Source organism: Petrotoga sp. 9PW.55.5.1 (assembly GCF_003265365.1).
Classification (GTDB): domain Bacteria; phylum Thermotogota; class Thermotogae; order Petrotogales; family Petrotogaceae; genus Petrotoga.
The window spans coordinates 35,478-62,229 of sequence record NZ_AUPM01000010.1 but is presented as its reverse complement, the minus strand read 5'-3'; the positions used below and the strand labels follow the sequence as shown (position 1 = coordinate 62,229).

The window sequence follows — 26,752 nt, the reverse complement described above, 5'->3', positions numbered from 1 at the left end:
TTTAATTTTCCCCTTTTTTAAATAATTTTATCAAATCTTTTATGTTTTCTACAACATTTATTTTAATTTTCTTGTCAGAAAATTTTTTTGGAGAAATAATATTCTCTGCACCTATTTTTTTCGCAAGTTCGATTCTTTTTTCCAAAAGGGATATTCCTCTGATTCTTCCATCTAAACCAATTTCTCCGAAAGCAATTAGAAAAAATGAAAGGGGCAAATCTAAATAAGAAGAAATTAACGATAAAGCAATTGCAACGTCCATAGAACTGTCTGTTATCCTTAAACCACCGGCAGTATTAACAAAGATATCTTTGCTTTCTAAAGGCAACTTTAATTTTTTAGAAAGAACCGCAATAATCATTAAAAGTCTATCTAATGGTATCCCAGAAGTAACTCTTCTTGGAGAACCGTATACTGGATTACTAACTAAAGCTTGAATTTCAATTGGTAATAGTTTTTGACCTACCTTAACTATTGAAAGTGTATTCCCTGGTTCATTTGAATAATCAGAAAGTAAGAAACTGGTAATATTCTCTATTGGTTTTAAACCTTTTTGTGAAATTTCAAATAAAACTACTTCATCTGTAGGTCCAAAACGATTTTTCGTTACTTTAAGCAACCTTAAACCAGAACTTCCTTCTATATCCATTTGTAAAACACAGTCAACCATGTGCTCTAAAATTTTTGGCCCAGCAATAGAACCTTCTTTTGTTACATGACCAACCAATATTATCGTTACATTTCTTGTTTTCGCAAATTCAACCATTTTTCGTGCACTTTCTCTTACTTGAATTATACTTCCTGGGGAAGAATCTACATTTTCACTTTTTAAAGTCTGAATGGAATCAATAAATACAACAAAAGGTTTTACATGATTTTTCTCAAACGATTTAATAATAGATTCAACATTACTTTCAAATACTAAACCAATATTTTTATTATTAATTCCTAACCTATAAAACCTTTGAATTACTTGTTCAGTTGATTCTTCTCCAGAAACGTATATTATAGAACCATTTGTATCTTCAATAAATTTCGCCATTTGTGACAAAAGCGTACTTTTTCCAATACCTGGTTCCCCACTTAATAAATATACAGCTCCTTTTACCAACCCACCATTAAGAACCTGATCAACTTCTTTGAAATTTGTAGGTATCTTTTTAGGCGGATCAACTTTTTGATCAAGAAAAATAATATTCGGTGTTTCTATATGTTCCCCTTTTAAATTAAGATCCGCGGTATACTCTACCGCGGATTCCAATTCATTACACATGGGACATTTAGCAAACCATTTATCTGATTCATAACCACAATTGTTGCAAACATAGTATTTTTCAGACTTTTTCAACTGTTGACCACTTTCTTTTCTATTTTTTTCTTAGCTTTTGGCCCTTTTCTAAATACAAGTTTTTCATCTGTTTTTCGGTAAGTTACTAAGATGCGACTACCTTCTTCAAATTTACCTTTGAGAATCTCTTCAGAAAGGGGGTCTTCCACATATCTTTGAATAGCTCTCTTTAAAGGCCTTGCACCAAAAATCGGATCGTAACCTTTATCTAATAAGAAATCAATCGCGCTTTCTTTAACAGATAGTTTTAAATTCTTCTCCTCTAACCTACTCTTCAAATCACTCAATTGAATGTTGATAATATTTTTTAGTTGGTGCTTTGTCAACGGATGGAAAACTATAACATCATCTAATCTATTTATAAATTCAGGTTTAAAATTCTTTTTTACTGCCGACATTACTTCATTTTTTATTTCTTTGTATTCATTTTCCAGTGTATCTTCTTCTACAAACCCTAGGCTTCTTTTAGTTTTGTTGATTTGCTCAGAACCTAAATTCGAAGTCATAATAATTATTGTATTTCTAAAATCAACTGTCCTTCCTTGTGAATCAGTTAGCCGTCCTTCATCCATTATCTGTAAGAGTATATTGTAAACGTCGGTATGAGCCTTTTCAATCTCGTCTAATAGTATTACAGAGTAGGGTCTTCTTCTTACCACTTCGGTTAGTTGGCCACCTTCATCATATCCAACGTATCCTGGGGGAGCCCCTACCAATCTTGATACACTGAATTTTTCCATATATTCACTCATATCTATTCTTACTAGATGAGTTTCATCGCCAAATAGATAAGATGCTAATGTTTTAGCTAACTCTGTTTTTCCTACACCAGTTGGACCTAAGAACATAAAAACGCCTGTCGGCCTTCTTGGGTCTTTTAAACCACTCCTTGCACGTCTTATAGCTTTAGATATAGATTTGATCGCTTCATCCTGTCCAACAACTCTCTCGTGCAAAACAGCTTCTAAATTTAATAATTTCTCCATTTCTTCAGCTCTAAGCTGTTTAAGTGGTACTCCTGTCCAGTTTGATATAATTTCAGCTATATTTTCTTCATTTATTTCAATTATTTGATTTTCAGCCTTATTTCTCCACTCTGAATAAGATTTATCATATTTTTCTTTCATTTTTTGTATTTGTTTTTCAATTTCCTCGGAACTTTTTTCATAATCATTCTTCTTGTTTTTTAACTCAAAATCTTCTAATTTTTGAGATTCTAATTTCAATTTGTCCGGTAATGTTAAAGCTTGCAACCTAACTTTCGCTCCTGCTTCATCTATTACATCTATAGCCTTATCTGGTAAATGTCTGTCTGTGATATATCTAGCGGAAAGGTGTACTGCAGCGTTGATGGCCTCATTTTTGTATAATACCTTATGATGTTCTTCATATTTGAATTTAATACCTGATAAGATATTAATTGCTTCTTCAATTGTTGGCTCAGTTACGTATATTTTCTGGAATCTTCTTTCAAGGGCGGGATCTTTTTCTATAAATTTCCTATATTCACTAGACGTTGTAGAACCGATCACAGTTATTTCTCCATTTGCTAATGCTGGCTTTAATACATTCGCAGCATCCATTGAAGACCCTTCGGCTGCGCCAGCTTCGACAATCATATGTAATTCGTCTATGAATAGTATTATGTCTTCGGTCTTTTGTAGTATTTGCATTAGTTTTTTCATTCTTTTTTCGAATTCTCCACGATATTTTGTGCCTGCCACTATTGAAGTTATATCGAGAGAAAAGATTGTTTTGTTTTTAAGAATTTCTGGAACTTTCCCTTGAGCTATTCGTTGAGCTAAACCTTCAACTACGGCACTTTTCCCAACTCCGGCCTCTCCTATAAGAACGGGGTTATTTTTCTTTCTTCTCGCTAATATTTCCATAACTCTGTTAATCTCTATTTCTCTGCCTATTATAGGATCTAACTTATTATTTTCAGCTAGAGTTGTTAAATCAGTTCCATAGTCTTCTAGCTGCTTAAGCGCATTCTGTTTTTGTCTTTTTCTCTCTTCTTGCTCTTCCGTTTTGGCAATTTCACCTCTGCTCGAAGACTTTCCTTTAATCATCATATCTGTTAGTTCTCTTCTCATCAAGGTTAAATTTATTCCAGATCTCTTTAATATATGGGAAGCTATACCTTCTGCTTCTCTACATATCCCCAGAAGTAAATGCTCTGCATCAATCTTTCCAAACCCCATCAATTCAGCTTCATCATATGCTAATTCTAATATACGTTTAGCTCTCGGAGTTGGTTGAGGTGATCCAATTATTCCTTGAGTAGAATTTGTTCCTACAACATTCGTAATTTCCATTTTTATGGAATTATAGTAAAGATGGAATTCTTCAAATATTACTTCTAATTGCTTTCCACCAACTTTCAGAAGGCCTAACAGGATGTGCTCTGTACCCACATAAGGATGACCCATCTGTTTTGCCTCATTCTGAGCTTCTATAAATACTTTTGCTGCTCTTTCTGTAAAATTATCAAACATGTCCTTCTCCTCCTTCTAACTAAGAAACACACAAAACTCAAACATTTTTATTAAGCGTTCCGTCGATTAATTATATTTTTCTTGATATTGTTTTCTAAAACCTTTATCTCACTATTATTGTATCATGAACTTTGTTAAAAACAAAATATATAAAGATAAATTCTTTGTTATTTGTTTTTTGGAGGATATTTTGAAATTCGATAAACGATTTAATATATTTTTAACTAAAAAGCCATTGACAAGGTTAAGATGGTTTGATATAATCAACTTCGGTTATTGTAATGATGTTGCCGATGTAGCTCAATTGGCAGAGCGGCTGACTTGTAATCAGCAGGTTGGGGGTTCAAGTCCCTTCATCGGCTCCAAGTATTTTTCTTATCTTAGCTTATTGGTGAGGTGCCCGAGTGGCCAAAGGGGGCGGACTGTAAATCCGCTGGCAGACTGCCTTCGAAGGTTCGAATCCTTCCCTCACCACCATTTATTTTATTCATATTTCAAAGAGGTGGTAAAAATGGCAACTAAAACGCAGACCATAATTTTCTCTTTAAAATGCACTGAATGTAATAATAGAAATTATTACAAGAAGAAAAACAGGAATTACAAAGAAAAAATTGAATTGAAGAAATACTGTCCTCATTGCAGAAAACATACTCAACATGTTGAAGCAAAGATATAATTATACTCATTTCTTATTTTAGGAGTGTATAAAAATGTCTAAATTTTGGGTTTTTTTAACTTCCGTATGGCAAGAAGCTAAAAAAGTAAATTGGCCAACAAGAAAAGAATTACTTAATTCCACCCTAGTTGTTTTAATAGTAATCGCAATTTTTGCTGTTTATCTCTTTGCGGTTGATTTTGGCCTTTTGCAATTTTTCTCCTTGTTGGTATATCCTGTATTCTTAAGAGGTGCTGGTGCACCATCCCAGTAATTTGGTAGTTAGTTATATAAAACAAAATTTGTTATATAAGCTGTGGTGAAAACTAAAAAATGCGCAAAGAATGGTATATACTTCAGGTTTATTCGGGAATGGAAAATAAAGTCAAGGAAACCCTTGAAGAAAGGGCCAAAAATGTTGGTGAGAATAAGTATTTTGGAAAGATAATTATACCCGAAGTTGAAGAATTGAATTATAGTAATAAAAGAGTTCAAAAGATTTATGTTAGCAAAGAAGCAAAAGTATATGTTAGAAAAGGAAAAGATGTCAAAAAAGGAGATTTACTAGCAAAAGAGCCGGAAATTTTTGTCAAAAACGCTGGTAAAGTAATTGAATCGAAAAATTTTAGAAGAATTATAGTAGAAACTGAAGGGAAAAAATTTTCTAAAACTTTTTTAATCCCTGAAAGTTCTGGATTGTTATCAGGCTTAAGAACCGGAAAAAAAGTACATACCGATACTCCTTTTACTAAAAACTTTGAGTATAAAAGTGATGTAGACGGGGAAATAGTTTCTGTAGAGAAAGTAAAAAGAATTTTAATAAAAAACAATAATAATGAAAATGACATTTATGTTGTTCCAAGGGAAACTTTTATAAATGAAACTTTCAAATTAGGAAATGATATTAGTGCTGGTGAAAAACTTAGCGAATCAAAAGAATATAAATCCAAATTTTCTGGAAGAGTAGATATTCGAGAAACTCCTTTTCATAAAGAGATAAAAATAATAAAAACTAAAAGGAAAAATTTATTTCCTGGTTATATATTTGTTGAAATGATGTATATTAAAGAAACAGAGAAATTAATAAAAAATGCCCCCTACGTATCTACCGTATTGAATATAGGTGGTAAGCCTGTAAAACTAAGCAAAAATGAAGTTAGAGCAATCTTAAGACTAATAGGGGAAGAAAGTTACGAAAAACGTCAAATAAAAGAAGTCAGAACTGATTTTGAAATTGGAGAACATGTAAAGATAATTAATGGACCTTTTGAATACTTCACTGGTAAAATAAAACATTTGGATTTAGAAAAGCAAGAAGTTCAAGTTGTAGTAACTATGTTTGGTAGAGAAACTACGGTCACGTTATCTTTGGGCGAAATAGAAAAAATAATTGATTGAAAGCATGTGGGAGGGATATATCCCATTAACCACTAGGAGGTTGTAAAGAATGGCAAAAAAACTTTTAAGAATTGTAAAATTACAATTAGAAGCAGGAAAAGCTACACCTGCTCCTCCTGTTGGACCTGCATTAGGCCAATATGGAGTTAATTTAATGGAGTTTTGTAAAAAATTTAACGCAACGACCGCTGATCAAGCAGGTACTTTGCTACCTGTTGAAATTTCTGTTTTTGAAGATAGGTCATTCACTTTTATTGTAAAAACTCCTCCCGCATCCTTTTTGATTAAAAAAGCTGCAGGTGTTAAATCTGGCGCAAAAGAACCTGGAAAAGAAGTTGTTGGAAAAGTTACAAAAAAACAACTTCGTGAAATAGCTGAATTAAAAATGAAAGATCTTAACGCTAAAGATTTAGATGCTGCTGCAAAGATTATTGCGGGAACTGCTAGAAATATGGGAATAGAAATAAAGGATTAAAAAGGGAGGAGAAAATAATGCCTAAACGTGGTAAAAAATACAAAGAAGCTACAAAACTTGTAGATAAACAGAAAGTCTACGATATTGAAGAGGCTCTCGATACAGTCAAAAAGATTTCTTACACAAAGTTCGATGGAACAGTTGAATTACACATACTCTTAGGAATCGATGCAAAAAAAGGTGATCAAAACGTAAGAGGAACCATATCGTTGCCAAAAGGAACCGGAAAAAACGTTAAAGTTTTGGTGTTTGCTGAAGGCGAAAAAGCTCAACAAGCCAAAGACGCCGGTGCTGATTTTGTTGGCTCTGATGATCTAGTTGACAAGATTGGAAATGAAAACTGGACGGATTTCGATGTGGCTATCGCAACTCCTGATATTATGAGAAAGATTGCGAAATTAGGAAAAGTTCTTGGCCCAAGAGGCTTATGCCTTCACCCAAATCCGGTACCGTTACTGAAGATGTTGCTCAAGCTGTAGTTGAGTTTAAAGCCGGGAAAGTAGAAGTAAGGAATGATAGAACAGGAAATGTTCATATACCCTTAGGTAAAGTATCGTTTAGTAAAGAAGATCTGAAAGAAAATCTAATTGCTGCTGTAGAGCAGCTTGTAAGAATGAAGCCGGAAAATTCCAAAGGTAAATTTTTAAGAAAGGCTGTAATCGCTCCAACCATGGGACCTGGGTTAACAATAGACATCGGTTCTCTAACTTCAACGAATGTAGCATAGATAATATCGGTTCCTAAAAAATTAATAGTAATATCGTGCCTAAGAAAGTAGGTCATGCTGTTAAAGAGATTTATTCTCGCCTACCGAGGTGTGGATTAGAAAGAAATTATTATGTTTCTTTAAACCGCTACCTCATGCGGTTTTTTTTATATAAGGAGGTGCTATTTTTGTTAACCAAAGAACGTAAAAAATCTCTTATCGATAAGTTCATCGATGCCCTTGAAACATCACCTATTATTATGCTAATAGATTTTACAGGTATGTCTGTAGCTGAAAGTAATGATTTTAGAATGGTGTTGTTTAAAGAGTTTGGAGAAGATGTTGTATTTTCAGTTTACAGAACCTCTCTCCTAAAAACTGCTGTTAAAATGTCTGAAAAAAACTTGGAAGATTTTGAGAATTTTTTTGAAGGTAGTACGGGAGTTATATACGCAAAAAGTTCTGACCCCATAGAAGTTTTAAAAGCAGTAAAGAAATTTTCTGATGCGCACAACAATAAACCTTTTATCAAAGGTGGGGTTTTAGAAGGACGGATCTTTGATGCTGAAAAAGCCGTAGAATATTCAAAACTTCCTTCAAAACAGGAACTTTATGCAACAATTGTCAGGTCCCTTAACAATCCTATTTATGGATTAGTAAATGCATTATCAGATAACTTGAGAAAATTAGTTTATGTATTTAACGCAATTAAAGAAATAAAAGAAAATTAATAAATTCGGAGGTGTTTGGCAGATGACAAAAGAAGAGCTTATAAATGAAATCAAAAATATGACGGTAGGAGAATTAGCGGAATTAGTTAAGGCATTAGAGGATGAATTCGGAGTTTCAGCATCAGCGCCAGTCATGGCTGCTGTTCCAGGAGCTGTACCAGGACAGGCAGCTGCTCAGGAAGAGGAGAAAACTGATTTTGACGTTATTTTAAAGAGTTTTGGAGACAAGAAAATTGGTGTAATTAAGGTTGTCAGAGAAATAACAAGCTTAGGTCTTAAAGAAGCAAAAGATTTAGTTGAAAAAGCTGGTACTCCCGAAGCAATTATTAAAGAAAGCGCTCCTAAAGAGGAAGCTGAAGAAATTAAGAAAAAATTAGAAGAAGCAGGTGCAGAAGTAGAACTAAAATAATTAAACTCGAAATTAAGTTGACGTAATCCTTTAACCTTTTATTCAAAAAAAAAAGATATAATATAATTCGCATTGGACTTTTGTCTAATGCGATTTTTTGCATATTTTTTGAATCAATTATTTTTAGACATATATAGAGGTGGTTCTTTTGAATATTCTTACCCAGGAAGTAGGAAAAAGAAAAAGAAATTTTTTTGGAAAAGTTCCTGAAAAAACTGAAATCTATGAAGATTTAGTTAAAATTCAAAAAGATTCTTTCCAAGATTTTTTGTCCAACAAAATTATCAACACTATTAAGAGTTACATGCCAATAAAAGTCCCCATAAAAATTAGTGGCAAAAAGAACAAAGAATTTCTAATAGATTTTTTCGAGGTAAAATACGAAGAACCCACAAATAGTGAGAGCGAATGTAGGGATAAAGGTTTAACATACTCAGGTAAAGCTTACTTAAAAGTCAGAATAACCGATACATCCACAGGTGAAATGATTGAAAAAGATGATATTTTCTTATGCAACATACCTCATATGACTGATAGAGGAATTTTTATCGTAAATGGAGCAGAGAGAGTTATAGTAAACCAACTAGTCAGATCTCCTGGTATTTACTTTATAAAAGAAGAAGAAACGGACACTGCTAAAGAAATGTTTATAGCTCATTTTCTCCCTGTAAAAGGGGCATGGCTAGAGATACTGTTCAATCCAAATCCTGGCAAAGAGATTATTCAAGTTAGAATTGATAGAAAAAGAAAATTCAACTTCTTTTTATTTTTAAAAGCTTTAGGATACGAAAATGATTTGGATATATTACGTTTGTTCCCACAGGAAATAGATTTAGAAGACGAAGTTGAACTGTCTAATTATTTAAATTGTACTGTTCTTTCAAATCTAACGTTCCAAGAATTAGAAAAAATGGATCCTCCTCAAAAAACTATATCCGGAATGAAATTGAAAGAAGTCTTAGAGCTTCTAAAAAAATACGATATTAAAAGCGTTACTGTTGCAAACAGAATCGCAGAAGTAACAATGGAAAGAATGAAAAAAAGATATGAAAAAGAAGGTCCTTTGACTTCTTTAGAAGCATATAAAGAGATATTTTCTAAGCTCAGACCTTCAGAAATTCCTAAAGCTCAAAAGGCAAAAGAAGAAATAGATAATATGTATTTTAACCCTGAAAAATTTGACTTTTCGTTAATTGGTAGGCAAAAGATTCAAACAAAATTAAGAAAAGCCTATATAGATTATTTAAAAGAAGTTGAAAAAAAGGAGATCCCTCAAAATAGTGAAGAAAAAATAAGATACCCAATAAATTCTTTATCTCTAGATAAGATGGATATTATATTATCAGCAAGATATTTGCTTCAATTAGAAGAAAACACAGAAGGGCTTGATACTAGGGACCATTTGGGTAATAAAAGAGTTAGATCTGTTGGTGAATTATTGCAAATAGAATTTGAAAGAGCTTTTTCTAAAATGATTCAACATGCTCCGGAAAAATTAACTGGTATCCAGTCAATCAATAAAATAAGCCCACAATCTTTAATCAATTCAAGAGCATTGATGACATCTTTTCACCAATTTTTTGCCTCTAGCCAATTATCTCAATTTTTAGATCAAGTTAACCCACTTGCTGAACTAACTCACAAAAGACGTTTATCTGCTATAGGTCCTGGTGGATTAAAAAGGGAGCATGCTAAATTTGAAGTAAGGGATGTTCATCATTCCCATTATGGAAGAATGTGTCCTATAGAAACTCCCGAAGGTGCGAATATTGGATTAATTACCTCTATGGCTATATTAGCAAAGGTTGATGAATACGGATTTTTGAAAACTCCCTATTATCGAGTTCGGCAAGGTAAGATTGATTATGAAAAAATTGTATATTTAACTGCTGAAGAAGAAGAACTATATAAAATTGCACCTGCCTCGGCTGAAATTGGTGAAGATGGAATCTTCTCAGAAGAATATATAGAAGCAAGGTACCTTGGAAAAGTTAGTTTATACCATAGAGATGAAATTGAATATATTTCTGTGACACCAAAACAGATTGCTTCTGTTTCAGCATCTCTGATTCCGTTCTTAGAACATGACGATGCGAACAGAGCATTAATGGGATCTAATATGCAAAGACAAGCTGTTCCACTTTTAAAGCCCGAAGCACCTTTTGTTGGGACCGGCGTAGAATGGTTGGCTGCGAGAGATTCAGGTTATCTGATAATCGCAAAAAATCGAGGAATAGTTGATTACGTAGATGGTAGAAAAATTATTATAACAAGACTTGATGAAGAGAATAATGTTGTTAAAGATTCTAATGAAGAACCTATAAAAGATGAATATACTTTATTGAAATACGTACGTTCAAACCAGGATATGTGTATAAATCAAACTCCTATTGTAAATGTAGGAGATAAAATTGAAAAAGGTGAACCAATAGCTGATGGTCCTTCGATGGATATGGGAGAATTAGCTTTAGGAAAAAACATATTTGTAGGATTTCTTCCGTGGGAAGGGTATAACTTTGAAGATTCAATGGTTGTTAGTCAGGAACTACTTGAAAATGACACCTTTACATCTATTCATATTGAAGTATATGAAACCAAAGCTATGGATACACAACTAGGACCTGAAGAAATAACCTCTGATATACCAAATGTAAAAAAAGACTTGTTAAGAAATCTAGATGAAGAAGGAATAGTTAAAGTTGGTTCTTATGTATCTTCTGGTGATATCCTTGTTGGAAAAGTTACACCAAGAGGCGAATCCGATACTACTCCTGAAGAAAAACTTATTAAATCTGTTTTTGGAGATAAAGGTAGAGATGTAAAAGACACCTCGTTAACTGTTCCACACGGTATAGAAGGAAGAGTTATAGATGTTCAAGTTTTTGATCGTAAAGATATCCCCTCTTTAGAAATCGGGGTTAATAAATACGTTAAAGTCTTTATCGCAACAAAGAAAACCTTAGAAGTTGGAGATAAATTAGCCGGAAGACACGGGAACAAAGGGGTTATTTCAACGATATTGAATAAAGAGGATATGCCTTTTTTACCGGATGGAACACCCCTTCAAATGCTTCTTTCTCCCTTGGGAGTCCCATCAAGAATGAATATTGGGCAGATTCTAGAACTACACTTGGGGTGGCTATCAATGTTAACAAATGATTATTATGCAACTCCTATATTTGATGGGGCAACAGAACAAGAAATAATGGAAGAATTGTGTAAAGTAAGAAGAGAAAAGAATTTATACTTGGGTGACAATCCTGAACAACCTACAGGTAAAATTGTTTTAAGAGATGGAAGAACAGGAGAACCTTTCGATTTTCCTGTTGCAGTAGGCTCTATGTACATGTTGAAATTATCTCATATAGCTAAAGATAAGATTCATGCAAGATCTACAGGCCCATACTCTTTAATTCATCAACAACCATTAGGTGGTAAAGCCCATTTTGGTGGACAAAGATTCGGAGAAATGGAAGTATGGGCTCTTGAGGCTCATGGAGCTGCTCACACTCTCAATGAAATGCTTACATATAAATCCGATGACATAAAAGGAAGAAATGATGTTTACAAAGCAATATTAAAGGGAGAAAATCTACCTGAACCCGGTATTCCCGAAAGTTTCAAGGTATTAACCAAAGAACTTCAAGGTTTAATGCTTGAAATCAAATTATTTGATGAGGATGGAAATGAATTAGACGTAGATAGACTTTAAAGCAACACTGCATTAGATTCAATTTAAATAAAAATATACCCTCAAGGAGGGATTTGAGTTGGCAAATATTTCTTCTTTTCAAAGGAAGATTGCTAAGATAAGAATTGGGATAGCATCCCCCCAGAGTATTTTGGAACAATCAAGCGGAGAAGTTAAAAAGCCTGAAACACTTAACCACAGAACAGGAAAACCTGAAAAAGATGGTCTGTTTTGTGAAAAAACCTTTGGACCAATTAAAGATTACGAATGTGCTTGTGGTAAATACAAAGGCAAGAAATATGAAGGAACAGTATGTGAGAGATGTGGAGTAAAAGTTGAATCTAAAGAGGCCAGAAGAAGAAAAATAGGTCACATAGAATTAGCTACACCTGTTTCTCATATTTGGTATTTGAAATCTTCTCCGTCTGTCTTATCTATTATATTAAATATCGGCGTCAAAGATCTTGAAAATATCATATACTATGGTTCAAAAAGAGTTATAGAAAGAGCATATCTAACTCTTAGCGGCTCAGAAAACGAAAATTTAGGATATCTCCCAGGAGAGGTTCTATATCAGAGGGAGTTTGAAATATATTCGGAATATTTAGATTTAAGAGTAGAACCAGCAGTAAAAATAGTTGCTGTGAAAGGAATGCCTATAGCTGATATTGATGGAATGGTAGAAATAAAAGAGGAAATGACTGAAACGGAAAGAGAGCTTACATGGATAATAATCAGAGATGAAACGGGAATAGAAAGAAAATATCCCATGTTTGAAGGGGCTTCCATAATGGTGGAAGATGGGCAAGAAGTAGAAAAAGGAACTCCTCTAGCAGATAGGTTTTTATTTGAAGAAGATTATCTGACACAAAAGGAGTATTCCCTCTTTCTAGAATATTACCCCGGCTCAATAGAAGTTGAAAGAGATATTGAAAGAGATACACCAATAGTTGTGATAACTGATATAGACAAAAGATTTTCCAAAAGAATAGGCAAGAAAATTGGCGATATATTGCTAGAAGATGAAGCAAGAGCTTACGAAGAAGTTATGAAAATATTGAACTCCAAGATTAAAGAAGAAAGAGAAGAAGTAATAGATAAGGAACTAGTTTCAGAAATCGTGTTTCCCGGTAAGAAATTTGAAAAAGGAATCAAAATAACTCAAGAAATATTAGAACAACTTCAAGAATTTGGTGTTAAAGATTTAATAGCAAGAAAAGAAGACGGAAGTGAACAAATATATCAAATCAATAGATACGAACAATTTGAAAGCGGTTATGGGGCAGAATCCATTCAGAAACTGTTAAGAAAAATCGATCTCGAAGTATTAAAAGCAAGATTGGAAGCCGAATTAGAAAAAATGGACAGGAAAAGTCAAAAAAGCGTTAAAATACTACGAAGGTTAAAATTGATCAAAGATTTCATAAAATCAGGTAATAGACCAGAATGGCTGATTACTAATATTATTCCTGTAATTCCACCCGATCTAAGACCTTTAATTCAAATAGAAGGTGGTAGATTCGCAGCTACTGACTTAAACGATTTATATAGAAAAGTAATTAATAGAAATAACAGATTAAAAAAATTATTAGAGATGGACGCTCCTGAAATAATAGTAAGAAATGAAAAAAGAATTTTGCAGCAAGCTGTAGACTCCCTCTTCTATAATGGACGTGTTGGAAAACCCATGACTGATAGAAACAGAAGACCTTTAAGATCTTTAACTGATCTACTAAAAGGTAAAAAAGGCAGATTTAGAAGAAATCTATTGGGTAAAAGGGTTGATTATTCTGGAAGAGCTGTTATAGCTGTTGGTCCTGATTTAAAAATACATGAATGTGGATTACCAAAAAAAATGGCCTTAGAACTTTTTAAACCGTTTGTTCTAGCAGAATTATTAAAAGATTCTAACGTTGCAAGTAAAAGTGCTAGAAAATTTAAAAAAACTATAATTGAAAAAGAAATGCCGGAAGCATGGGAGGTATTAGAAGAAGTTATAAAGGGTCACCCTGTGTTATTAAACAGAGCTCCAACCTTACACAGAGTATCTATTCAAGCTTTTATACCTAAATTAATTGAAGGAAACGCTATAAGATTACATCCATTGGTTTGTCCGCCTTTTAACGCTGATTTTGACGGAGACCAAATGGCTATACATATTCCGCTTTCTAGTGTTGCTCAAGCAGAATCTAAATTTCTAATGCTATCTCGTTACAACATAATATCTCCAGCAAACGGTAAACCTTTATCCATGCCTGGAAAAGACATAATAGCCGGTTCGTATTATCTAACAATGCACGAAGACGAAAAGTTTAACAATGCTAAAATTCCTGAGAAAGTTTCAGAAATTGGTAAAAAAGGAAATGTAAGTTTCATATTTTCAGACGATTTAGAAGCAACATATGCATACGAATATCTTAAAATAATAGATTCCGATGTATACCTACAGGATAACTTAATAACACTTAAAAAATCAATATTATCTCTTCATGAACCAATAGCGTTTAGATATAACAATGGCAAATTGATTAAAACAACTATTGGAAAAATAATTTTCAACACAGAAGTCCCGGAAGATTTAAGAAATTACTCTAAAAAAATGGATAAAAAAGGATTGAAAGATTTAATATTCAACACTTTTGAGAAACATGGAATTGACAAAACAGCCGATCTTTTAGATAGTATAAAGGATTTCGGTTTTCATTATTCCACATTATCAGGTTTAACTATTTCCATAAGAGATGTATTGATATCTCCAAAAAGGGAAGAGCTTATAGAGGAAGCAAGAAATGAAGTCCTTGAAATAGAATCATTATTTGAGGAAGGGTATCTAACTGATAATGAAAGGTATAAAGAGGTAATTAAAATTTGGGAAAATTCCACTGCAAAAGTTACTGTAGAAACGGCCAAAACATATAGAAAATACACCTTCAATCCTATTTGGATGATGATCGAATCAGGTGCAAGAGGAAATATTGATCAGCTTAAACAGTTGGCAGGTATGAGAGGATTGATGGCCGATCCTTCAGGAAAGATAATCGAGGTACCTATTACATCTAACTTCAAAAATGGGTTATCCGAATTAGAGTTCTTTACATCGACTCATGGTTCAAGAAAAGGTTCAGCAGATACTGCTTTAAGAACATCAACAGCTGGATATCTCACAAGAAGACTGGTTGATGTTGCTCAAAGCATAACAATAACCGAAGATGATTGTGGAACAGAAAGAGGGATTGAAGCTAGAGAACTTTGGTCTGATGATTCAAAGATTGAAAATTTGTCTGATTTCCTTTTCGGTAGAGTTTTAGCAAAAGACATATTCGACCCTGAAACTGGTGATGTAATCTTTAACCCTGAAACAAATAAAAAATATGAACGCGGAGAAGTATTAAAAGAAAAAGACTCATTATTTCTAGCTAATTATGTTAAAGACATTGAAATATCTACAGAAAAAATCATAAAACTTGATGATGTTCCTAAAGGTTCTTTCTTAGAATCAATGGAAGATATAGAAGTAGAAGGAAACTTTATTCTAAGAAAAGGCGAAGAAGTAACAGACGATGTTATTGAAGAGATATTCCTGCATGGAAAAGAAACATTAAAAGTTAAAGAATACGGCTCTGTAGACTTTGTATATGCAGGAGAAGATCTAAAAATAGAAGTAGATAATAAAATTACTACTCTATTAAAATACCAAGAAAGAATTGATTTAAAAACAGCAAAATTATTAGAAAAACACGGTATCAAAACAGTAAAAGTCAGACCTGCAATATTTATAAGATCTCCATTAACTTGTGAAGCAGATGACGGTATCTGTGCAAAATGTTATGGAATGGACTTATCAAATTATAAAATGGTTGATATAGGAGAATCTGTTGGAATAATCGCTGCACAATCTATTGGTGAACCTGGCACACAACTTACCATGAGAACCTTCCACACCGGAGGTATTGCTACTGCCTCAGATATAACACAGGGTTTACCAAGAGCCGAAGAACTATTTGAAGCCAGAAAGAAAACAAAAGGGCCAGAAGGAGAATTTTCGAAAACAAAAGGAATAGTCAAAGCTATTGAAAGAGACACAGAAAACAAAAGAGGTAGAAGATTAAAGATCATCATTGAAAATAAAGACGGAGAATTAGAAAGTTATGAATCTGATTATAGAACAAAAGCTGTAGTTGAAGTAGGAGATAAAGTATTACCTGGTCAAAGACTAACAACAGGAAATATAAAACCCAGAAAAATCTTAAAAGAATTAGGTGTCAATGCCTTATCTAATCACTTATTAAGTGAAATTAAAAAGATATACGCCGAACAAGGTGTCGACATTCACGACAAACATTTCGAAATAATAATAAGACAAATGATAAACAAAATAGAAATCCTAGACGGCGGAGACACCGATTTCATGCCGGGAGATCTGGTAAGTTTTAATAAGGTTCAAAAAATAAATGAACAAATATTAAAAGAAAATTCTAAGGTATCTGAAAATCGAGAAACGGTTTTGGGGAAAAAACTTTCAAAAAGAGTAATAATCCCTGTAGAAGATGAGGAAGAGGAAGATAAGATATATGAACCAGGAACAGATTTAAACGAAGAAATACTGAACGAAATCATAGAAACAAACATAAAAGAAATTGAAATATATGAAGATTACAAAGAATTACAAACTGAAGATGGAAAATCACACATTGTAGGAACTTCTAAAAAATATCTTATTAATCCTAAGGATACCATAAAATATGAAAGAAGATTATTAAGAATAACTAAAGCTTCTTTGGAAAAAGAGGGTTGGTTATCAGCTGCTTCCTTCCAGCAAACTGTACAAATACTAACAGAAGCATCTATAGAAGGAAAAGTAGACAGATTAAAAGGATTAAAAGAAAATGTAATTGTAGGACAACCTATTCCTGCAGGAACTGGGTTAAAGTTATACTCTAATCTCAATTACGAAATAGCAAAACCTGAAGAAGTAACTGAAGCTGAACAAAAGAAATCAGCAGGATAAAACCAATTTGAAATCCCCCGATAAAAAAGCGGGGGATTTTTTTAAGAATTATTTGAAAAGGCGTTTTGTATAAACATCCCTTGCATATTTAATTGTTGCATAGCTTGTTCCATAGCTGAGAATTGTGCATAATACCGTGCTTCTTTCCTCTGAAGTCTTTCAAGCAGCGATGTCATCTCTTTAGCAATTCGCCTCATTTCATTTCCAATAGTTCCATTTGTTCCAGAAACTTGATCAATATATCCATTGAATTTCGTAACATCAAATAAATAATTTTGAATAGATTGTGCATATCCAAACTTATTATTATCTTTATCGTTAGTTGCAAACAATTTCCATACACTTTCCGCATCGTTGGATAAAGCTTCTCTAAGTTTATCCTCATCAACACTCAGTAAACCTTTCATTGTTTTTTCATAACCTGCTCCAAAATCACCGGATGAAATGCCTATTTGAAACAAGGAATTATACTGTGAATCAGAAATATCAGTAGAAGAGTACACCATATTCCTTAACTTATAGAAAATGTTTTCTAAGTTCCTATCACCCTTCAACATTCCCTTCATATGATCTTCTTCTGTCATCTCATCTTCTGCTTTACCGGTAACTTTATCTTCACGTAATAAATCGTATATATAATTTATTGTTTCATTGTATTTATCCACAAACTCTTTAATAACTTCTACACTCTTATCTATATCCTGTTCTACAGAAACTTTCACAAAGTTACTTGATGTGGATTCTAAATTAACAGTAGTATCAAATATATCCAAAGAATTTTCCGTCAAATTGCTATAGGTTGTAACAGAGGTAGAACCATTGAAAGACAACTCTACTTCTGCATAACTTCCTAGAGTTAAATTAGGGGTGCCATTTAAGTTCAAAGAGGTCAACAAAAGTTCTCCATGGGAATCTGCTTCAGCACTTACGCTAATATTTATATCTCCATTTTCTTTATTTATTAAAAAGAATTTACCGTTTTTATCATCAAATCTTGCTTCAACACCGATACTGGATTCGTTTATTTTATTTATGAGATCTTGTATTGTTTCCCCATCTGAAACTGTAATTTCAACAGAATCTGATCCCTTGTGTATTGTAAATGTAGAATCACCTGTTGCAGAAATAACTTCTCCTATAGACGATTTTTTTGTAATATCAGAATCTATACCTTCCCCAAGTAAAACTGTTTGTGAAGCAAGGGAATTAACTTTTAAATAAAATGTTGTATCTATCGCGTCAGCCCTAGCAGAAGCAGTTAAAACTGTTTCATCAGAAGAAAAAGCACTTTTTGGAATTAAATTTCCTTTTAGTTTAAAGTTAATTAAAGAATCATAGAAGTCTTCTAATTTGTTATCAACTTCCATCCATAGTTTTTGCTTATATTGAAGTGTGTCAAATTTCTCTTGAGCTCTAAGTAATGGTTGCTGTTCTATCTCCATAAGTTTTTCTACCATTGCCCCGGTATCCATCCCAGAAACAGCTCCTGTTAATTGAAACGTACCAATGTAAGGATTAAAAGCCATAACTCTCACATCCTTTTAGATTTATCACTTTATTATCGTCTTTTTTTTAAAAAACTGTAATTAGAAAAAGTTCATTCTCGATTTTATTACATTTATTAATTCTTTAAAAATGCCTTTTTATCCTAAAATATTTTAAATATGTGGTATTATTTAAGTACAAAGAAAGCTTTTAGAGGATGTTAAATTATGTTTATAATAAAAGGACAGTTCAATGAAGCGAAAGTTTTTGCTAAAGAGTTAGAAGAAGAGGCAATAAAACAAATAAAAGAGTTGTGTAATCAAGAGTTTGTTAAGAAAAGTAAAATAAGGATAATGCCCGATGCACATACGGGGGTAGGTTGTGTCATAGGAACAACTATGACTATAACAGATAAGGTTGTTCCTAACTTAGTTGGTGTGGATATCGGCTGTGGAGTGGAGGTAGTGAAAGTCCATGAAAAAAATTTGAACGTTGAAAAATTAGACAAACTAATAAATAGAGACATCCCTTCTGGATTTAATATAAGAAAAACACCTCACCCTTATATAGAAAAGAGTAAAATATTAGAGTTAAAATGTAGAGATTTTATTGATTTGGAAAGGGCCATCTTGAGTATCGGTACTTTAGGTGGAGGGAACCACTTTATTGAGGTAGATAAAGATTCTTCTAGTAATCTTTATCTATTAATACATTCAGGCAGCAGATTTTTAGGGAAACAGGTCGCTGAATATTATCAAAATTTAGCTTATTCATTATTAACAGGCCAATCTCTTTCAAAAAAGAAAAAAAGAAAGAAAAATAAAGTTAAACCCATTGTAGAAAGCAATATCCCCAAACAGTTATGTTATTTGGAAAAAGAAGCTTTTCATAATTACCTTCATGACATGAAGATTACCCAAGAGTATGCCATGTTAAACAGAAAAGCAATCGCAGATCAAATAATTGAAAAGATGAATTTAACGATTTCAGAAAGGTTTACAACAATTCATAACTATATTGACATTGAAAATATGATTCTCAGAAAAGGAGCTGTTTCAGCACAACAAGGTGAAAAACTAATTATACCTATTAATATGAGAGATGGAAGTTTAATATGTATCGGAAAAGGCAATCCAGATTGGAATTACTCTGCACCTCACGGTGCGGGAAGAGTTATGAGTAGAAGACAAGCAAAGAAAAACCTAAACCTTGAAGAATACAAAAAGTCTATGGAAGGTATTTATACTACCTCCGTTAGCATAAAAACAATAGACGAAGCTCCCATGGTTTATAAACCCTTAAATGAAATAGAAGAAAGTATAAGAGAAACAGTTGAAATAAAAGAAAGAATTATCCCGATTTACAATTTCAAGGCACCTTAGAAATAAATTATGATATAATTTAATGAATATCTTTATTTATCGGAGGTAAATAGATGACTGTAGTAAGTGGAATGAGGGCAACGGGAAAATTACATATTGGAAATTTCGTGACTTTAGAAAATTGGGTTGAAATACAAAATAAATCGAATGAAAACTTCTTCTTTGTAGCCGATTGGCACGCACTAACTTCTCATTATGATACACCAGAGATTATAGAAACATCAACACTTGATATTATAAGGCATTATATAGCAGTTGGTCTAGACCCTGAAAAAAGTGTTTTATTTATACAATCGGCAATAAAAGAACATGCTGAACTTTATCTCCTTTTTGGCATGATATCTTCTGTTTCCCGATTGGAAAGAATCCCAACATACAAAGAACAGATTAATAATATTTCAAACAAAGATCTTACAAATTTAGGCTTTTTAGGTTATCCAGTTTTGCAAGCAGCTGATATATTAATATATAAAGGTGACAGGGTCCCTGTTGGAGAAGATCAAATTTATCATCTTGAATTCACAAGAGACATAGCAAGAAAATTCAACATGACCTACAAAGAGATATTTCCTGAATCTCAGCCTATAATATCAAAAGTTCCCAAACTTCCTGGAACAGATGGAAGAAAGATGTCCAAAAGTTATGGAAATATAATAAATATTGAAACGAATGAAAAAGAGCTAAAAGAAAAAATATTACCCATGATGACTGACCCTGCTAGAAAAAGAAGAACAGACTCCGGAAATCCTGAAAAATGCCCTGTATGGGATTATCATAAAGCCTTTACACCTTCCCAAGAAGAAAAAGATTGGGTAACAAAAGGATGCACAACCGCAGGTATAGGATGTATAGACTGTAAAAAGTTGTTGATAAAAAACATGAAAAAAAGGTTAGAACCTGTTTGGGATAAACTCGCAAATACAACCCTTCAAGACGCTAAAAATATAGCTTTAGAAGGTAATGAGAAAGCAAGAAAAGTGGCTGAACAAACTATGAAAGAAGTAAGAGAAGCAATGCATTTAAAATGGTAGTTAAGGGAGTGAAAAGATCTCATTTGAAGAGTTAGATGTAAAACTGGATGTGTTTTCAGGACCTTTTAATAAGCTTGTTGAATTAGTAAAAGAAAAGAAGATACCAGTTAGAAAGATATCAGTAAGTTATATTTCTGATATTTTTGTTGATTACGTTAACAATAACTTTCAGGATTTAAATTCAATCGGAGAATTTTTAGAATTAGCTTCATATCTAACTTTTTTAAAATCAAAAGAAATTTTACCTAACTCACATAAAGACAAAGAATTTAAAAAACACAGGGAATATATATACACAACTATTGAAAATTACGATATCATAAAAAAGGCACAAGAAGTAATAAAGAACAATTTTGGAAAAGAAAAAAAGAAACCTATTAAAGTTAAAAATAAGGCATCAATGGAAAAAGAAGACGTTAAATACCAATTAGTAAAATTTTTTGATGATTATATATCAAAACAAAAAAAATTAGAAATAATCAAAGAAGCTTATCGTATAGAAGATGCTATAGAATTTTTAGAAAAAAAAGAGCATTTTAATTCATTTGATTTATTTGAATACTCAAAACACAACAAATTGAACTTTTTGGTAATGTTTTTAGCTTCTTTAATTCTTGTTAACCGAGGTTTTTTTGATTATAGCAATGGATACTTCATTAAATCATCTAATAAACATCTTGGAAGTGATCCCAATGAATATAGATAAAAAAGATAAGATAGATGTTGAAATAAGAATGATAGAAGCGCTTATTTTTTCTAAGCCAAATGGGATAAGTTTTAAAGAAATATCCAAAAGGTTAAATATTAAAAGCGACGATCTAAGAGATTATATGAATGAAATTGTTTATCATTATATAGGGGATCAACATGGAGTAGAACTTGTCAAAATTGGGAATAAGTACCGGTTTGAGATAAAACCCGAAATAAAATCAATGATATTTCCAAATATAAGAAAATTAGAGCTTACAGAAACTCAATTTGAAGTTCTTGCAATTTTGTTTATGAATGGAGATAGTAGAGCCATTGAAATTGAAAAAACGAGGGGTAAAAATAGTTATCATCAACTAAAAAAATTACTGGATTATGACTTGGTAAAAAAAATAAAAAAAGACAATCATACATACTACAAACTAAGTGAAAAGTTTTATGAACTTTTACCCGATGAAACTTTAAAAAAATTGGAGGCAATGAAGAAAAATGACGTTACAAAAAGCGCTTCAGTTAATATCGCTAAGTAGAAGAGGGGCCTCTGAGTATATATTAAATAAGGGTGTAAAAGTAAATGAAAAAATAGTCAAAGAACCTTGGTATCAATTAAAAACAGATGATTCCATAGAATTTGAAAATAAAAAATACAGTTTTTCACTATTAAAAAAGATATCTGAAAACAAAGTATACTACCTACTAAACAAACCAAAATGGGTATTATGCACTTTTAAAGATGATTTTGGAAGAAAAACGATATACGATTTAATAAAAGGAAAGATAGAAGAAAAAGTCTTTTACGTTGGACGTCTTGATTATGATGCAAGTGGTGTTATTCTTCTAACTAACGATGGTGAGATTGCAAACTACCTATTAAGGCCTGAAAATAAGGTAACAAAAGTCTATGAGGTTCTAATAAATGCTGTACCTACACAAAAAGAAATCAGTAAGTTAGAAAACGGAATAACTTTAGAAACAGGTTATAAAACGTTGAAATCTAAAGTAAGAATAATAAAAAAGCAAGGCGATAAATCTATACTCCAAATAAGTATAAACGAAGGCAAAAAAAGACAGATAAAATTGATGGTAAAAGCTTTAGGTTATAAAGTTTTGGAACTAAAAAGAGTAAAGTTTGGTCCATGGAGTATAGATCTAGTACCCAAAGCTGGGGATATAAAAAAGTTGAAAATTGAAGAGGTTGAAAGACTGTAAACGCTAAAAACAATGAGGACGCATAAGCGTCCTCATTGGATGGGCCGAAATATCAATAATGATGTTTCGGGGGGATGGGTACTTACATTATACCTAAACATTATTAAGAAAGATAGTCAAAAAAATTAAATTATTTTGCAATTTCCTCACTTTTAAAAAAAACACGATTTAGATTTTTTTTAGTTTTTTTGTTGTATAATCATAGTATTATATATATTATAAATATATAATTAAGTAAGAAAAATTTTTGGGGGTGAAAAAAATGAAAAGGTTTTATTTGGTATTTACTTTGATCGCTGCTTCTATGCTCTTAGTAACATCATGTGCTCTTCAAGAAGTAGAAATAAAAACTTCGCCAAAACTTCAGATACCGATTCTTTATGAGGAAAGTATAGCAATGGAAGACCTGTTTGATTTTAAAGAGATTGAGGATAATTTAAAAAGTATTTTCGAAAATGCAACGGTAAAAAAGACCACTTCCGATTCCGACAATTTAGCCTACGAGGTGGATATGCAGGTTTTTAATGGTGAGGAAATTTTAGGAAAGTTGCCTGTGAGTGATTTTAATGATATTTCCGCTTGGATATCTGCAAGTAGTGATTCAACAACTCTAACGCTAATAGTTCCGTCAGACCCCGCAACAATAGCTTCATTTCCTGAAGGGGGTTTAGGCATCTTTGACGATATTGAACTAGAATCTCTCTTAGTCAAACTAGAGACTAGAAATGCAACAAATGTTACAATTGAGGCTACGTTAACTGCTAAAGATAACCCAGTGCCAGTCCATTTATCCTCTGATTCTGAAGATCCAACCGATATTGCTGATCTATTTAATTCTCAAGAAGTTATCGTAATTAGTGATATGGATATAACTTTTAACGAAGGATTCGTAGCTGGTGACGATACAACTATAAACCTATTATTTACTCTTCCTTTCAAATTCACTATAAGCCAGGAAGTTGAACTATACTCCAACGAAGACGATATTGGAAACGAAGATATTTTTGGTAGAAGTCAAGATAGTGAAGATGATATCCTTAGCGATATATTTGATGGAATTGAATCTCTTAAACTTTACATGGATTATAAAAATAATACGGGATTATCTCTAAAGTTGAGTGTACAAGGATGGGATGTGGATGAAGAAAATCCATTAGGTGACCCTGTTGTAAAAACTATTTCAACGGGACAAAAAGAAGGGGAAGTGCTTGATCTAACAGGTTTTATAAACGATATAAAAAATAAAATCCCATACAATCTGTTATTCTCTATAAGGTTACCCGATGGTACTTACGCATTAAACACAGAAGGTAGTTTGGAAGTTTCACTTTGGATAGATTTAGTTACTGATATAACTATTCCAATATCTTTAACGGCAGAATGAGGAGGGGATGAAGTTGAAAAAGATAATAATATTATTATTAATTATTTCTACATTTAGCATGATTATATTTTCAGAAGCTTTAAGATCGTTTGAAAGCTCACTTAATCCGGCTTTGTTAGAATCAACAGGCAATAGAAGTTTTTTTGAATTAGTAGTATCTCCAGATTTACTAATATATCAAAATGCATACAGTACTTCAGATATGTTTTCCTGGCTTACAGCAACCAAGATTACTTTTGATTTTAATGAGTTATACACATCCCTAAATGGAGCTGATCTTACATTTTATACAAAAGATAATATCGACGGTCATTTCGTTGCAAATATCTTTGGTTTCGGCCTTGGTGCTGTAGTTAATGTAGATCTAAAAAGTGATTTGATCTTTCCCAATGATTTAGTAAAACTCATAGCTGAAGGGAACGAGATTTATCAAACTGATGAAGGTTCAATCGCATTTGACTTAGATTCTTCCATTAAAGCAGGTCTATATGGTTCATATAATTTCGACAGTTTTTCAGTTGGTCTAACTTACAACTTTTTCATGCCTATATTATATTCGAAGGATACAAATATTGAGTATAAGTTTTCCACTGAAGATGGAATTTTGACCGCTGAATTGAATGCAAAACTCGAACTTTATTCTTCTTTTAATGATGAAGAGCTTGAAAGTCTCTCTTTTAATTCTTTTACTGACAAACTTTTTTCTAATGGTGGTCAGGCCATAGACATAGGAGTTACCTTTGGAGAGCCTAAAGATCCAACTTTTGGGGTTGCTGTTAAGAATATAGGAATTAAGCCTGCAAACGTTACAAACGAGATTACTTATAATGAAACAATTACTTTATTTGGAGATGATTCTGAAGAAAGTTCTCCAACAACTGAATCTCAAAGTGTTTCACAAGAGTACTCATATCCGTTAGGTGTTACTGGCTTTGTGAGAATCCCTGTATTGGTTCTTGATGTTATTCCATATGGCGAATACTATTTTGAAGGGCAAACCTTTAATTGGGGCCTTAAAGCCAAAACTTCTTTATTGAATCTACTTTCACTTTCTTTAGGTATTGAAAATTATTATGATTTTTGGAACTTGAGTTTGGGTTTTGGAATAAATTCAAGAATTTTTGAAAGTAGAAGTGAATTTTCTTTTACAGATAAAGAACTCACCCAGATTTTTGATATGAGGAGCTTATCGTTTAAAACAAGCATTGCTTTAGGATTTTAGTTGTTTTTGAAAATAACAAAAAGGGCGCATTGCGCCCTTTTTTGTTTATAACAACTTTATAGTATAATAGAAAGTAATCTCATTGCGAAAAATATTACTTTGTTCAAAATGAAACAACTTACATCCAAAATGTGAGGAATTATATGAGTAGGCATATCTACAAGCTTAGAGCCTTGAATTTAAATAGACTTATCGAACTTTCACAAATAGGAGATAACCAAGCCCTTGGCATAATATTAGAAAAATTTGAACCTATGGTGAAGTCTATAGTGTCAAAATATTATGGTACTTGGTTAGAATTCGAAGATTTTTTACAAATAGGTTTGGTTGGTTTAATTCAAGCGGTATATAATTTCAAGAAGGATGCCAATACAAAGTTCTCTAGTTTTGCATATATGAATATCTCATCAGAAGTGAAATCTTTTATAACTTATTTGAATCGTAATAAACATAAGGTGCTTACAGAAGCTTTGAGTATGGAAAGTACTGATGAAAATTTTACAGAAAACGCAGATTATTATATACAAAGTGTTAACCCAGATAAAAGAGATTATCTTAAAGAATACTTTATCTCTAAAAGCCTTGAAGAACTTGAAAAACATGAAACAGAGATTGTAGAATTATGGTTAAAAGGTTATACTTACAAAGAAATAAGTAAACAACTAAAAACAACAACAAAGAAAGTTGACAATACTATTCAAAAAATAAAAAAAGTACTTGAGAAAAAAACAGAAGAGTATGAAAAGATACTAGATATATTTGGAGGCAGATATGAAATTTAAAGTTACCGTTTTAGTAATCAGTTTAGTGGCTATTGCCTTGTCCATAGCTACCGAGATAAAGATTATTGAACATAGAAATAATATGCAAAGTCAATTCAATAGATTAAATTCTAAAATTGAAGATAGGATGACTGGTATAGAAAAAGAAGTTTCAGTTATGAGTGAATATTTTGAACCAAATGGACTAGTAGAAAAATTTATTGTTTCAAATAACTTTTTAGAAAAACATTTGAAAGATTTAGATTTAATTATAACTAATCTAGATAATCCTTCAGATACTGGTTATATGCAAATATACATTATAGGATCTTCTGATGTTTGGGTTGCCTTTAGAAATTCAGAAGGAAGATATGTTTTTCAAGGAAATTTAAAACCAGGTCTAAACCCTTATAAATTCTATTTCTTTAAAGAACCATCAATTGAAACTCAATATACCTATATAGTTCCTTTTAATTCTTCTTTTAAAAGCGGGGTTCCAGAAAATGTCTTTTTTCTTATAAAAGAACCCGGACAGTATAGACTTATTAAGCATCCCAATAAAGAAATTTCTAATATTATGATTGATTTAAACCTATATATTCCAACAGTCAGTGGAAAATAAAAGTTTGTGTTATAATTAACAAAAGAAAA

Annotated in this window: 20 protein-coding genes, 2 tRNA genes, 1 pseudogene and 1 other annotated feature; of the genes and pseudogenes, 20 read left to right on the top strand and 3 right to left on the bottom strand. The window is 32.2% G+C overall.

Features of this window, described 5'->3' with window-relative positions:
• Position 1 precedes the first annotated feature (1 nt).
• Positions 2 to 1,348 carry a DNA repair protein RadA gene (gene radA, locus PW5551_RS01620; RefSeq protein ID WP_113073893.1) on the bottom strand — a complete coding sequence of 449 codons (1,347 nt, stop codon included), beginning with the start codon at positions 1,346 to 1,348 and terminating at the stop codon, positions 2 to 4.
• On the bottom strand, positions 1,345 to 3,846 hold the full coding sequence (locus PW5551_RS01615; RefSeq protein WP_113073891.1) for an ATP-dependent Clp protease ATP-binding subunit: 2,502 nt from the start codon (positions 3,844 to 3,846) through the stop codon (positions 1,345 to 1,347). The genes radA and PW5551_RS01615 overlap by 4 nt, the downstream gene beginning before the upstream one ends.
• Positions 3,847 to 4,135: 289 nt before the next feature.
• Between PW5551_RS01615 and PW5551_RS01610 the strand changes: the two genes are divergently transcribed.
• The 11 genes and pseudogenes from PW5551_RS01610 to PW5551_RS01560 all read left to right on the top strand — a co-directional run bounded on the left by PW5551_RS01610 (position 4,136) and on the right by PW5551_RS01560 (position 16,919).
• Positions 4,136 to 4,211: transfer RNA gene (locus PW5551_RS01610), tRNA-Thr, on the top strand.
• Positions 4,212 to 4,236: 25 nt separating this feature from the next.
• Positions 4,237 to 4,323 (top strand) — tRNA-Tyr (locus PW5551_RS01605).
• Between the two features lie 34 nt (positions 4,324 to 4,357).
• Positions 4,358 to 4,522, top strand: coding sequence for a 50S ribosomal protein L33 (gene rpmG / locus PW5551_RS01600; RefSeq protein WP_113073889.1), 165 nt, complete (start codon positions 4,358 to 4,360; stop codon positions 4,520 to 4,522).
• 34 nt (positions 4,523 to 4,556) lie between these two features.
• The gene (secE, locus tag PW5551_RS01595) at positions 4,557 to 4,775 is read left to right on the top strand and encodes a preprotein translocase subunit SecE (RefSeq protein ID WP_113073887.1); all 219 of its coding nucleotides are present in this window, start codon (positions 4,557 to 4,559) and stop codon (positions 4,773 to 4,775) included.
• Between the two features lie 59 nt (positions 4,776 to 4,834).
• A complete protein-coding gene (locus PW5551_RS01590) occupies positions 4,835 to 5,899 on the top strand; it encodes a transcription termination/antitermination NusG family protein (RefSeq protein ID WP_113073885.1) in 1,065 nt (354 codons plus the stop codon).
• Between the two features lie 49 nt (positions 5,900 to 5,948).
• Positions 5,949 to 6,374, top strand: a complete 426-nt coding sequence (gene rplK, locus PW5551_RS01585) for a 50S ribosomal protein L11 (protein WP_113073882.1) — start codon at positions 5,949 to 5,951, stop codon at positions 6,372 to 6,374.
• 83 nt (positions 6,375 to 6,457) lie between these two features.
• Positions 6,458 to 7,101 (top strand): annotated as a pseudogene (gene rplA / locus PW5551_RS01580) (50S ribosomal protein L1).
• A 20-nt stretch (positions 7,102 to 7,121) separates the two neighbouring features.
• Positions 7,122 to 7,257: a sequence feature (ribosomal protein L10 leader region), on the top strand.
• Positions 7,258 to 7,268: 11 nt separating this feature from the next.
• Positions 7,269 to 7,811, top strand: coding sequence for a 50S ribosomal protein L10 (gene rplJ, locus PW5551_RS01575; protein WP_113073880.1), 543 nt, complete (start codon positions 7,269 to 7,271; stop codon positions 7,809 to 7,811).
• 22 nt (positions 7,812 to 7,833) lie between these two features.
• Positions 7,834 to 8,220: a 50S ribosomal protein L7/L12 gene (gene rplL, locus PW5551_RS01570; RefSeq protein ID WP_113073878.1), complete on the top strand. Its 387-nt coding sequence runs from the start codon at positions 7,834 to 7,836 to the stop codon at positions 8,218 to 8,220.
• A 154-nt stretch (positions 8,221 to 8,374) separates the two neighbouring features.
• Positions 8,375 to 11,932 carry a DNA-directed RNA polymerase subunit beta gene (locus tag PW5551_RS01565; RefSeq protein ID WP_113074062.1) on the top strand — a complete coding sequence of 1,186 codons (3,558 nt, stop codon included), beginning with the start codon at positions 8,375 to 8,377 and terminating at the stop codon, positions 11,930 to 11,932.
• 58 nt (positions 11,933 to 11,990) lie between these two features.
• On the top strand, positions 11,991 to 16,919 hold the full coding sequence (locus PW5551_RS01560) for a DNA-directed RNA polymerase subunit beta' (protein ID WP_113073876.1): 4,929 nt from the start codon (positions 11,991 to 11,993) through the stop codon (positions 16,917 to 16,919).
• Between the two features lie 41 nt (positions 16,920 to 16,960).
• On the opposite strand, the gene fliD is transcribed toward PW5551_RS01560, so the two are convergent.
• Positions 16,961 to 18,445: a flagellar filament capping protein FliD gene (gene fliD, locus PW5551_RS01555; RefSeq protein WP_113073874.1), complete on the bottom strand. Its 1,485-nt coding sequence runs from the start codon at positions 18,443 to 18,445 to the stop codon at positions 16,961 to 16,963.
• 186 nt (positions 18,446 to 18,631) lie between these two features.
• On the opposite strand from fliD, the gene PW5551_RS01550 reads away from it, so the two are divergent.
• The 9 genes from PW5551_RS01550 to PW5551_RS01510 all read left to right on the top strand — a co-directional run bounded on the left by PW5551_RS01550 (position 18,632) and on the right by PW5551_RS01510 (position 26,723).
• Positions 18,632 to 19,786 carry an RtcB family protein gene (locus tag PW5551_RS01550; protein ID WP_113073873.1) on the top strand — a complete coding sequence of 385 codons (1,155 nt, stop codon included), beginning with the start codon at positions 18,632 to 18,634 and terminating at the stop codon, positions 19,784 to 19,786.
• A gap of 53 nt (positions 19,787 to 19,839) precedes the next feature.
• Positions 19,840 to 20,817: a tryptophan--tRNA ligase gene (gene trpS, locus PW5551_RS01545; protein WP_113073871.1), complete on the top strand. Its 978-nt coding sequence runs from the start codon at positions 19,840 to 19,842 to the stop codon at positions 20,815 to 20,817.
• Between the two features lie 49 nt (positions 20,818 to 20,866).
• Positions 20,867 to 21,523 (top strand): segregation/condensation protein A, encoded by a 657-nt coding sequence (locus PW5551_RS01540; RefSeq protein ID WP_158526109.1) that lies wholly within the window; start codon positions 20,867 to 20,869, stop codon positions 21,521 to 21,523.
• Positions 21,510 to 22,055, top strand: coding sequence for an SMC-Scp complex subunit ScpB (locus PW5551_RS01535; RefSeq protein WP_158526108.1), 546 nt, complete (start codon positions 21,510 to 21,512; stop codon positions 22,053 to 22,055). The genes PW5551_RS01540 and PW5551_RS01535 overlap by 14 nt, the downstream gene beginning before the upstream one ends.
• Positions 22,015 to 22,734 carry a pseudouridine synthase gene (locus PW5551_RS01530; RefSeq protein WP_113073865.1) on the top strand — a complete coding sequence of 240 codons (720 nt, stop codon included), beginning with the start codon at positions 22,015 to 22,017 and terminating at the stop codon, positions 22,732 to 22,734. The genes PW5551_RS01535 and PW5551_RS01530 overlap by 41 nt, the downstream gene beginning before the upstream one ends.
• 262 nt (positions 22,735 to 22,996) lie before the next feature.
• Positions 22,997 to 24,118, top strand: coding sequence for a hypothetical protein (locus PW5551_RS01525; protein ID WP_113073863.1), 1,122 nt, complete (start codon positions 22,997 to 22,999; stop codon positions 24,116 to 24,118).
• Positions 24,119 to 24,131: 13 nt separating this feature from the next.
• Entirely contained in the window at positions 24,132 to 25,340 is a 1,209-nt protein-coding gene (locus PW5551_RS01520) for a DUF5723 family protein (protein ID WP_113073861.1), read from the top strand.
• Between the two features lie 143 nt (positions 25,341 to 25,483).
• Positions 25,484 to 26,122: a sigma-70 family RNA polymerase sigma factor gene (locus PW5551_RS01515; protein WP_113073858.1), complete on the top strand. Its 639-nt coding sequence runs from the start codon at positions 25,484 to 25,486 to the stop codon at positions 26,120 to 26,122.
• A complete protein-coding gene (locus PW5551_RS01510; RefSeq protein WP_113073857.1) occupies positions 26,112 to 26,723 on the top strand; it encodes a hypothetical protein in 612 nt (203 codons plus the stop codon). The genes PW5551_RS01515 and PW5551_RS01510 overlap by 11 nt, the downstream gene beginning before the upstream one ends.
• Positions 26,724 to 26,752 lie beyond the last annotated feature (29 nt).